Origin of the sequence: Nitrosopumilus sp. b1 (assembly GCF_014078545.1) — an archaeon.
Lineage (GTDB): Archaea > Thermoproteota > Nitrososphaeria > Nitrososphaerales > Nitrosopumilaceae > PXYB01.
The window spans coordinates 62,585-73,609 of the sequence record NZ_MU078709.1; the positions used below are offsets into that span (position 1 = coordinate 62,585).

The following is an 11,025-nucleotide window of genomic DNA, read 5'->3' on the forward strand; positions in this document are numbered from 1 at the left end:
ATTAGGTTAATATTTGTTGAATAAAAAAATTGATTATCGTAATTATGATGCTCGAAGATTATGATATTTACGTAATAATTTGAAAAAGAGTAAAAATAATTTGTATGAGGTTTTTTTTCGAACTTTTATCAACACATAGTATGGAATTTCTTTTCCCCCCCACTTTCTTTTGTAAAATAACAAAGAGGATATTTGGTCTGAAGGTTTATCTAAAATAGGCCCACCAGAAAAGTCATAAAATTTGAGATTATTGTCTTTTGCCCATTCCAAAGCAATCCACGTAAGTAATGTACCTCCCAAATTTGTAGAATCCGAATATGAATTTATTACAAAATTTGTATATGCAGTCCTATTAAAAAAACCGACCCTAATAGCTGAGATTAATTCATTATTTTGATAAGCAAGAAAAATTTTTTCAATACCATTTTGAAGATTATTCCAAAGTAATTCCTTTTCTTTTTTTGTATCAGTTATAATCAAACCCTTGGTTTTACACCATTCTTGATTTAGTCGGATAAAATCTTCTAATTCATCTTTACGTTCTAATAATTTTGAATTTATGTTTCTTCTTTTGGCTCTAGTGATATCACCACGGGTTTTTTTGGAAATTCTATGCCATAATTCATTTTTGTCAACATTAAGTTCATCAATAAACGATATGTTGTCATGGCGAATGTATCCATTTTCTAGAAATGTGTTAAGGTAATCTTCGTCTATAGAAAAGTCACATGGAGGAGTTTGACCTTCAATTTGAACTGTATCAAATTTTTTTGCAATATCATCAACAGCTTTTATAATTTGCTGAAGTATCTCAATTCTTTCGTTTTTATTATCAGAGTATATGATCGGGCCATAAATCCAAATAATTCTACTTGAAATTTTTGAAATTATAGGTCTTAATTGCCTAAGAATTTTTGAGGAATACATTACGGTTGTTTTAATAATTCTTAATCCTAACTGACCTTTAATCTCTCCATAATCATTTTCAACAGTAATGAATACAGGAATAACTCCATTTGAATCGGAAATTAAATTTTCATATGTTTGAAAAAAAGTGGAGTAGTCAACTTTTAACAGATTATTATTCCAGTTATTTTTATCGGTAGTTTGAAAAATATTATATTTATATTTCAAGTTAATATTTCGTTTTATTTTATCTTTGTTAATAGGTTATCTTTATTTTAATATTGGAAAAAATTTAGTGTGCCTTTTAATTTTAATTTAATACGAAGTTATTTGATAGTATCTATCAATGACCAAAAAAGTGTTTATTGGTGTAATTCAAGCTAGAATGGCATCATCTAGACTTCCGTCAAAAATTATGCAAGACATATTAGGAAAGCCGTTAATTCTTCATATTTATGAACGGCTTAGGAAAATTCCTCAATTATCTCAAGTAGTTCTAGCCACAACAAATCAAGATTCAGATGAACCCTTACAGAAATTTGCTATTAAAGAAAAAATTTCATTTTATGCTGGAAGTGTTAATGATATTCTTGATCGTCTCTATAACACTGGCAATAAATTCAAGTGTGATTTTATGCTTAAAATTAATGCAGATTGTCCATTAATCGATACTAAGTTAATAGAAGAGGGTATCAAAAAAGTTATGTTAGAAAATAAAAAAATAGATTTGTTAACAAATTGTGTTACGGATACTTTCCCAGAAGGAATGCAATTTGCAATATTTAATTTTGATACAATTAAAAAGTTAAATGATTCTGTCAAAGAGCCGTTTTGGAGAGAGTATATTTTTCGATATTTTATTGAAAATAAAAATAAATTTAATATTATTAATATTGAAAATCAAACTGATTTATCATCATTACGTTGGACCGTTGATTATAAAGAGGACTTAGAGTTTGTGAAAAAGATTTATGAAAACCTTTATCCAAGAGACCCCTTTTTTGGTATGATTGATATTTTAGATTTCCTTAAAAAAAATCCTCAGATATCTGCGATTAATAGTATGTATTCAGCAAAAATAGGCATAAATGAATTTAATCGACGGAAAAAAAATTCATAGATTTTATGAATTCACTATCTTTTCATATATAGTAGCTTTTGGGTAAAAGCCCAGTCTTTCTATTAATTTTTTTGATGGTTTATTCTTGTTATTTACAGTTGCGAAGTATCTTTCTTTTGGATTCAATTTCATCAATAATGATACGGCTTCTGTTCCTATTCCTTTATTTCGAAATTTTTTATCAAGAAAATAACCAATTTCATTGTTTTCTAATATTTGGACAAAACCGATTAAGTCATTTTGATCATTAGATATTGTGTATCGGTTAATTTTCTTTTTAAAAAATTCTTCAAATGAAATTAGTGTTAAGACAGTAACAGAAAGATCCGTTTCTAAAAATTCTTTAACTAGATTATAAATAAACGGATGATCATTGGTAGAAGTTTTTCGTAAAAAATAATTTTTATTTTTGAAGAAAAATTTCTCTGTTGACTCATTCATAATTATCAATTTGATATTTTGCTTTTAACCCTTATCAATGTACGAATTATTAAAATTATTTCAATAATTCTCCCTTATTATCTATAATTTTATGGATTGCCCGTATAACATCTTTCATATCGTCTATGGTGGCGGGAGGTCTGCAGATAATTGTATTTATGAGTAATTTTTCATGAAGGTTTTCAGCTATGGGACAAACTCCTTTACCATATTTTGCATTTCCTTCATAATGTTTGAACGCAAATGCTCTTTTTTCCGTATAAATTGGGTTTAGATGTAAAGGTTCAACATATCCAGCAAAACAAGGGATTCCTTCCTGTCGTAAAGCATCACAGAATAGATTTCTAGGAATACCTATGATTTTTTCATCATATGTAAAACCAAACATCCAGTATACATGTTTTACATTATCATATTTTACATGACTCATTCCACTTATTTTATTTATTTCATCGGAAAGAAAATTTCCGAGTGTAATTCTTTGAGCATTTAATGTATCAAGTTTTTCTATTTGTGCAATTCCTAATGCAGCTTCTAATTCTGTCATCCGATACCCCCAGCCTAAAAACTCTGTTCTGTAGGAACGTTGTTTCATAGTAGGTAAAATAACTTCACCATGGTTTCTCACCATTCTTGCAATGTTTGCAATTTCTTCACTATCAGTTAAGAGCATACCTCCTTCTCCTGTCATAATAGTCTTTGACTCTTGAAATGAAAAAATACTACAATCTCCAAAAGTACCAACCGTTTTATCCTTATATTCAGCACCTAATGCCTGAGCACAGTCTTCAATCACCTTTAGTTTATGTTTTTCAGCTATGGTAATTATTTCATCAATATCACAAGGATGACCAAAAAGATGAACTGGAATTATTGCTTTTGTTAAAGGTGTAATTAATTTTTCAATTTTATTTGGATCAATGCAATAGATGTCTTCTTTTACATCACAAAAAACTGGAATTGCATTATGCATCAAAGCACATGTTGCAGTGGAAGTAAATGTAGTTGGAGGAACAATGATCTCTTCCCCAGGTTTTACCCCAACAGCTACTACTGCGGCATGAAGAGCGGACGATGCAGAATTAAAAGCGACACCAAACTTTGTTCCAATTTTTTTTGAAAATTTTTCTTCAAATTCTTTAATTTTTTTACCGCCCAAAAAATTTTCCCCAGGGCTAGCGATGAATGTAGATATATTTCCACTCTCAAGTACCTCTAATACTTGTTTTTTCTCTTCATCACCAATAATAGGATGTTTTGGAAACAAAGATTCTCTAGTTTTTTTACCGCCCTTAATTGCTAAAACTGCCATTGATGATTCAACAAAAATCGATAGATAATAATCTTTTCAGATTCATTTGGAAGATATATTATATTCTAGGTTTTTTATTGGTAACAAAACTTTATTTTTCTTTTGTGAGCTCAAATGACACGCTATTACTAATTCTAAAGATCTGTATCCATCAACTCCAGTACACATGGGTATTTTCTTTTTTCCTAAACAGTTAATGACATCATCAATGGCTAAGAAAATGGATGATTTTTTAGAAATTGAAAAATTGAGATAATTCTTGTGTAAAGTGTTGTAGCCTGCTACGTTTTCTCCTTTTTTAACGGATTCAAAAATATACTTATTTTCTACAAGATTGATCTTTAAACGACCATTGCTACCTAAAATATCCATTTCAAATAATACATAATTTCGGTAATCCAAAGAATGAATTTGGCATATCATACTATCAAAAAAATCCAGTGTAACATCAATATTAGGATCATTTGTATTAGCAGATTTATTTACAGAATAATTCGCTCTAACCGATTTAATTTCTCCAAATAAATATCTCAATAAATCAAAAAGGTGAGTACCTGTATTGGCAATACCACCTCCATAGTATACTTGAACAAGTTGAATTAAGCCTAGTTTGTTTTGAGAAATATATTTTTTAATTCCATGATAAAAAGGATCAAAGCGTCTTTGAAAATCTACTGCTAATTTAACTTGATTTTGTTGACATAAATCGATAATAGTTTGAGCGTCCTTTAAATTAGTACTAATTGGTTTCTCTACAAAGATACCTTTAACGTTATAATTTATGGCTTCTTTAACCAAATCAAGGTGTGAATCAGCGAGAGTACAAATTGAAATACAATCTATTTTCTCTGATTCAAACATTTTAGAACTTTCAGTGTAAAGTCCATTTATTTGATATTTTTTCCCATATTTTTTCAATTTTTTGGTATCAATGTCGCATAATGCAACAAGATTTGTTTTTTTATTGAAAAAATAAGAACCTGCATGGGTAAGAATTTTTTTATTTTGGTTGTCATCGAATCCACAGCCAATCCTCCCACATCCAATTACGGCACAGTTAATTTTTTTCATTTGAGATCTTAGCAGAGTTTTTGGTTAATATGTTAATTCGCTTAATATGTTCTAGGGTAATCTGTTCAATCAATGTATCATGTTTAGTTAAAAATTCTTTCATCTGTTCATTGGAAATTTCTACATTGGTGCTATTTCCATCAAAATAAAAATTCTTGGAGACATTTATAAAAAATTCATGAAAATTGAATGAAAATGAGAGGGAGTCTAATTTTTTTATTAAATCAGATATTTCGCTTGGTTGTGGTTTAGTTTCTAAAGATTTTCTAATGATTCTAGGTAGTTCCTGAATAGATGTAACTTTAGAAACTGATGGTAGAGAATCGTAAAATAGATCAGTAAAAATTATCGAGGGTTTACCGTAAAATGCCGCCTCAAAACTTGATGTACCAGCAATAGAGATCACTAAAGAACATTTCTTGTAAATATTATGACTAGGTATGTCAGGATGCAAGAGCGTTACATTATGAATATTCATTAATTTTTTATAATCTGAAATTGATCTCCAACCTCTAGTATATTGTGCAGGATGCTCTTTTACATAGAGCTGATAATCAATAGGTATTGACTTTGCAATATTACAAACAATTTCCAATTGATTTGTAAAAAATGGAGCGACAATTAGTGGGTATTGTTCAATTTCCATATGTAATGGGAAAAAGACAAATTTTTCTGCATCTATTTTTTTTAAAAAATTTTTATTAATAAAGGATTTTCTGTATTTTGTCTTTAATTCAATTAACGCTTTCTTGTATAAAACAGAAATTTTATTCCGTCCATAATATGAATAATGTGATTTTGTTATATCATTATCTGAAGTAATGTAATCAAATAAAGCTAATAACATGCTACTTTTTTTTGGTGAAAAACCTAGAAAATTTTCTTTTGCTTGTTTTGAGTAATCGTAAGATTTTATATATTCTTGTAATTTTACAAATGAATCTAAGTTATTATCTAATTTCGAGTTAATGTCAAAATTAGGTAATTTTTGAGGGTCTTCTGAAATCATGCATTTATTTGCAAGACGAGATGATTGAAGCATTAATGTTTTAATTCCTTGATTTTTACACATTTCAAAAAATAATCGGTTATAGTGAAAAGGCGTATCAAAGGTAATAAAAAAATCTGGTTTCACTTCTGACAAAATATTTTCAAAAAGCATACATTCTTGAGTTAAGATAGAAAGTATTTCCTCTCTAGAAAATTTATAAAAATTATTAAATTGAAAATATCTTTCATTTAATACAAGCTTCCAAAGATCTACTTTGAACTTGTTTTCAAAATTGTGAAGATAATCAAGATCAAAATGACTATCTTTCTTAATATATTCGAAATAATTCCAAGTATTTACAAACTTCACAAATGTTTGATTTTCAAAAAATAGTTTATTTCTTGATGGAATTTCATAAATTGCATAAAGGTCAACGTTTAATAGATTTTGAAGTTTGTATGCAATTGAAAAATAAAGATCAGGGCCAGTTATCCAAAAAAGTATTTTTTGTTTCAATTTAGTAACCTAAATTTTTAATTAACTTAGCTGGTACTCCTCCCCACATCTGGTTTTTAGGAACATTTGTATTAACATAAGAATGAGCTGCGATGACGGAATTTTCATGAATTGTTACATTTGGCATAACGGTACTGTGAGTTCCTATCTTACAATTTTTCTTTAAGTTTACTGCTCCATGCTTCTCATCAATTGTAGAATTTGAATATATGGAGCAATGTGAGCCTATCTGGACATTATCTTCGATAATAACGCCAAATTGAGAATTTATGTAAGTAAATTCTCCAATATCGAAGTTTTTTCCCAGTTTTAGATTCTCAGGATATTGAACTATGTAATTATATTTGGTCATTTTCCCATGGGATATAACTGGTTTTTTCCATTTTTCAGAGTTTGACTTCATTGGTTTTTCTCTATAGTTAGGGTATAAAACCTCATTGTAAAAAATATGATATTATTTTTGACATTCTTTCCAATCCATTACCATCTATTAGATTAGATGTTGAACGATGTAAATCTTTACGCACTTTTGTATTTTTAATTATTTTATTAAGTGCGTTGTAAACTACTTTTTTATTTTTTTGTTGAAATCCTAAATTTATGATACATTTATTTTTAGAAAAATTTTTTGCGTAAAAAACTTCATGCTTAAAAGATGGAATCACAATGGATGGGATTCTAAGAGCAATAATTTCGAAAAGAGTATTACCACCATTGGTGATGGCAACATCGCCTTTTGATAATTCTTTAAAAATATTTTTTGGCGTCTGTATAAGACAAACATTATCACTATTTTTTATCATGGATTTTAAATTTTTAAAATTTTTGTATAACGGTCCCAATATTACATTAATTTTGATTTGATTAAAATCTTTGATAATTTTTAAGAGATTATAAGTTAAATTGTTTGGATCAGATCCTCCCATACTAATTACTAAAGTTAAAATATCTTTATCCGTAATATCAGTAAATCTTTTTCGATATTTTAAAAAATTTTTATTTATTGGATAATATTTTAGACCAGAATAAATTTGGCAGGATTTATTTTTTATTTTATACTTATCTAGATTAACTACATTGGTTGAATTAAAAAAGATATCCGAATAGATATTTTTGGACCAAACATCATCAATTAAAATTACACGTTTATCGTTTTCATGTAGAATTTTTGATAATTTTTCGCCAAATTGACGCATATCAATAATAATAGAATGTAAATTTTTTTGATTTAAAAATTTCAGAATAAATTGATGCTCATTTATTTTTGAGTATTTATCAGGAATTAAGCAGTAAGAAAAGGAACTAGCTTTTAATTTGTTAATAATTTTTTTATTTTTATCTATTAAAAAAATGATATCGATTTTTTTTCGTTTTAATTGCTTAGCTAATGTTAGACATCTGTTAAAATTACCATATCCAGTTTTATTCTCTGTTAGACATCTACAACAAACTTGAGTTTTCATAATATTGATAAGATATTATAAATCAAAAATGATTCCATTTTAGTATAGTACCTTTTTTAATAAAAGATTTAGTTTTTCGACCAATAATTTTTTCCATCATTAAAGGCGATATACCTCTTTCTGGTCTTAGAAACGTTAGCATAGAACGCTGAATAGGAGAATCCTTTGGAATATCAACTAAAGCAGCAATGCTTTTTCTCATATTCTTTTGAAATTTTAGTTCAGATTTTACTGGGTATATTTTTGGGCTACCTAATGTTTTTTCAATTTCATGAACAGATTTTGTAAGTTGTAAAAATTCAGTTGGATTCAAGGACAATTTTTGATCTGGTCCCTCCATTTCCTTGTCTAATGTAAAATGTTTTTCGATGACAGATGCGCCTAAAGAAACTGCTGCCATACTAGCTTCCAGACCAACTGTATGATCGGAAAAACCGATTGGGGAGTTAAATAAATTCTTTAAAAAAGGAATTGTAGAAAGATTTGCATCAGAATTTGTTGTTGGATATGATGAAACGCAATGAAGAATGACATGAGGACAATTATATTTTTTTAATATTCCTACTGCGGAAGATATTTCGTCAATATTACTCATTCCAGTTGATAAGATCACAGGTTTTTTCATTTTTGCAATAAAAGTAATTAAATCGTGATTAGTAATTTCACCTGAGGCAATTTTAAAGATCGGAATATTAATTTCATGTAATAGTTTAGCTGACTCTCTTCCGAAAGGAGTTGAAAAAAATACGATATTATTTTTTAATGCAAATTTTTTCAATTCTATGTGATCTTTTTTTGTAAGAATCCAGTTTTTTGCCATTTTATAGATATCTGGATTTTCATATTCAGAAAAAAGTTCATCTGGGATAACTGTTTGAAATTTAATAGCATCTGCTCCACATCGGGATGCTTGCTTGATCATTTTTTTAGCTATTCTCATATCACCATTATGGTTTATTCCTGCTTCAGCAATTACAAAAACTGAATGACCAAAAAATTTTGAAGCCAATTTATACCAATCAAGGATTTAATGGTAGAATATTTGTATCTTTAGGAAAAGTAGATTCTAAATAATCACCGACGTCATTTTGGGAAAAAAATAATGATGCATTTGATTCATTTTCATTCATAAATTGGATTGATTGTAATATTATAACACCCTTTTTCGTTCCAACATGAACTCCAGTAGAAGTAACAGATAATATTTTTCTAGGTTCAGAAATATTATTATTAATTACTTCAGCTTTGAAAATTTTAAGTTTTTTCCCGTGGTAGTGTGTATATGCTCCAGGATAAGGATGAGTAGTAGCTCTAATCAATCTAAATATTTCGTCAGAGGTTTTGTTCCAATTAATTAAACCATCCTCAGGGGTACGTTTTGGCCAATTTTCTATAAATTTCATTGGATCCTGTTTAATACTTTTTGCAGAGTTGTTTTGAATTAATTTTAAATTCTTGACGATCATTATTTTTCCCAAATTAATAATTTTATTATAAAGTATTGTTGCATCATCAGTATCATTAATTTTGAATTTCATTTGATCCAGTATGTCACCATTATCAATTCCTTCCTCAATGTAAAAAAAAGTTAAAGCGCTTTCTTTTAGATTCTTTAAAATTGTCCAAGGTATAGGAGCTCTACCTCTATATTTTGGGAGTTCTGTAGGATGTGAGCCAATAACACCAAATTTTGGTATAGAAATTATATTGCCTTGTAATAATTGTGACCATCCCATAACTAAGATTAGATCTGGATTTATAGACTTGATAACTTCAACATTTTCTGAATCATTAATGTTGTTGACTTTGATGTTCTTAATATTGAATTTTTTGCAAATATCATCAAACGAAGAATAATCACTATAGATTTTTTGTTTTGATTCTTCATAGCTAAAAACAGCACTAACGTCAAAATCATTTTCTAATAATTCTTTCAAAAGTTCCTTCCCAAATTTTACACCACTTATAAACACAATTTTCACAAAAAAAAGAACACAGACCTAGATTTAATACTTCATAAATATAATCAAAAATTATTATTACAAGTAATTATTAGACCGTGTATGAATATTCTGGTGTTAGCAGCCCATCCTGATGATGAAGTTTTAGGTATGGGCGGAACCATCAAAAAACTATCTAGAAACAATCAAGTCCATTTATGTACATTAACGGATGGATCGTCAGCACAGTATTCGGATAAAAAAATGATTCATGAAAGGAAAAAAAATTGTATGATGTCAGGTAAAATTTTAGGTATACGCGATTATTATTTTTTAGATTTTCCAGATATGAAATTAGATAAAATTCCTATTCTTGAAATAAACAGATCAGTTGAAAAAATAATTGGAAAATTTAAGCCAAAGATTGTATACACGATTTCAAATTCTGATTATAATAGAGATCATCAAATTGTATACGAATCCTCATTAATTACAACCAGGCCTTATTCAAGTTCGGTAAAAAAATTGTTGGCATATGAAATTCCTGGCATTCAAAGAAAAAAATTCATCTCAACTGTATATGAAAATATAGAAAAAGAATTAAAATATAAAATTCGTGCATTTAATTGTTATAAAAGCGAGGTAAGACAATTTCCTCATCCGAGATCAGTAAAAGCAATTGAAAACCTTTCAATTCAAAGAGGTGTTGAATCATGCTTAAGAAATGCGGAGGCTTTTGAATTGATTCGAAGTATCAATGCTTAGAATACACTAATTTTATCAATCAATGAATTAGAGATATATCTAAGTAAAAAAAATGATTTTGAGACGGTATGAAGAAGAAAAATTCCTTAAGTTCTGAATTAAAAAATAAAACCATATTGATAACTGGAGGAGCCGGAAGTATTGGTTCTATCCTTACTAAAAAAATTCTAGAGTTCCCTATAGATTCAGTAAGGGTTTTAGACATTAACGAACATGCACTCTTTAAACTAAAACATACTCTTAATGATTCTAGATTAAGATTACTATTAGGAAGTATTATCGATAAGGAAAGAGTAGAATTGGCATGTAATAACGTGGATGTTATTTTTCATGCAGCTGCAATTAAAAATATAGAAATTTCTGAATTCAATCCTATTGAAACAATTGAAACTAATGTTAATGGATTAGTTAATTTGATCAAAATTGCAAATAGAACTAAACCCAAAAAATTTATCAATATTAGTACAGACAAAGCAGTAAACCCATCTACATTATATGGC

The 11,025-nt window shown here is 28.2% G+C and carries 12 protein-coding genes; 3 read left to right on the forward strand and 9 right to left on the reverse strand.

The window, feature by feature from the left end:
- Nucleotides 1-42 precede the first annotated feature (42 nt).
- Entirely contained in the window at nt 43-1,134 is a 1,092-nt protein-coding gene (locus C6988_RS00900) for a hypothetical protein (protein WP_182132662.1), read from the reverse strand.
- A 118-nt stretch (nt 1,135-1,252) separates the two neighbouring features.
- On the opposite strand from C6988_RS00900, the gene C6988_RS00905 reads away from it, so the two are divergent.
- Entirely contained in the window at nt 1,253-2,026 is a 774-nt protein-coding gene (locus C6988_RS00905) for a cytidylyltransferase domain-containing protein (protein WP_182132664.1), read from the forward strand.
- A 3-nt stretch (nt 2,027-2,029) separates the two neighbouring features.
- On the opposite strand, the gene C6988_RS00910 is transcribed toward C6988_RS00905, so the two are convergent.
- The 8 genes from C6988_RS00910 to C6988_RS00945 are packed head-to-tail and all read right to left on the reverse strand — an operon-like array spanning nt 2,030 to nt 9,802.
- Nucleotides 2,030-2,467, reverse strand: a complete 438-nt coding sequence (locus C6988_RS00910; RefSeq protein ID WP_182132666.1) for a GNAT family N-acetyltransferase — start codon at nt 2,465-2,467, stop codon at nt 2,030-2,032.
- A 55-nt stretch (nt 2,468-2,522) separates the two neighbouring features.
- Nucleotides 2,523-3,779, reverse strand: a complete 1,257-nt coding sequence (locus C6988_RS00915; RefSeq protein ID WP_182132668.1) for a DegT/DnrJ/EryC1/StrS family aminotransferase — start codon at nt 3,777-3,779, stop codon at nt 2,523-2,525.
- 42 nt (nt 3,780-3,821) lie between these two features.
- Complete coding sequence (locus tag C6988_RS00920) at nt 3,822-4,850, reverse strand: Gfo/Idh/MocA family protein (RefSeq protein WP_182132670.1); 1,029 nt, start codon at nt 4,848-4,850, stop codon at nt 3,822-3,824.
- Entirely contained in the window at nt 4,837-6,357 is a 1,521-nt protein-coding gene (locus C6988_RS00925; RefSeq protein ID WP_182132673.1) for a capsular polysaccharide export protein, LipB/KpsS family, read from the reverse strand. The genes C6988_RS00920 and C6988_RS00925 overlap by 14 nt, the downstream gene beginning before the upstream one ends.
- 1 nt (nt 6,358) lies before the next feature.
- A complete protein-coding gene (locus C6988_RS00930) occupies nt 6,359-6,760 on the reverse strand; it encodes an acyltransferase (protein ID WP_182132675.1) in 402 nt (133 codons plus the stop codon).
- A 31-nt stretch (nt 6,761-6,791) separates the two neighbouring features.
- On the reverse strand, nt 6,792-7,820 hold the full coding sequence (gene pseG / locus C6988_RS00935) for a UDP-2,4-diacetamido-2,4,6-trideoxy-beta-L-altropyranose hydrolase (protein ID WP_182132677.1): 1,029 nt from the start codon (nt 7,818-7,820) through the stop codon (nt 6,792-6,794).
- A gap of 22 nt (nt 7,821-7,842) precedes the next feature.
- Nucleotides 7,843-8,829, reverse strand: coding sequence for an N-acetylneuraminate synthase family protein (locus tag C6988_RS00940; protein ID WP_182132679.1), 987 nt, complete (start codon nt 8,827-8,829; stop codon nt 7,843-7,845).
- 10 nt (nt 8,830-8,839) lie between these two features.
- Complete coding sequence (locus tag C6988_RS00945) at nt 8,840-9,802, reverse strand: methionyl-tRNA formyltransferase (protein ID WP_182132681.1); 963 nt, start codon at nt 9,800-9,802, stop codon at nt 8,840-8,842.
- 81 nt (nt 9,803-9,883) lie between these two features.
- Between C6988_RS00945 and C6988_RS00950 the strand changes: the two genes are divergently transcribed.
- Nucleotides 9,884-10,525 carry a PIG-L deacetylase family protein gene (locus C6988_RS00950; RefSeq protein ID WP_182132683.1) on the forward strand — a complete coding sequence of 214 codons (642 nt, stop codon included), beginning with the start codon at nt 9,884-9,886 and terminating at the stop codon, nt 10,523-10,525.
- Nucleotides 10,526-10,593: 68 nt separating this feature from the next.
- On the forward strand, nt 10,594-11,025 hold a 432-nt coding region (locus C6988_RS00955), incomplete at its 3' end, for a polysaccharide biosynthesis protein (RefSeq protein ID WP_182132685.1).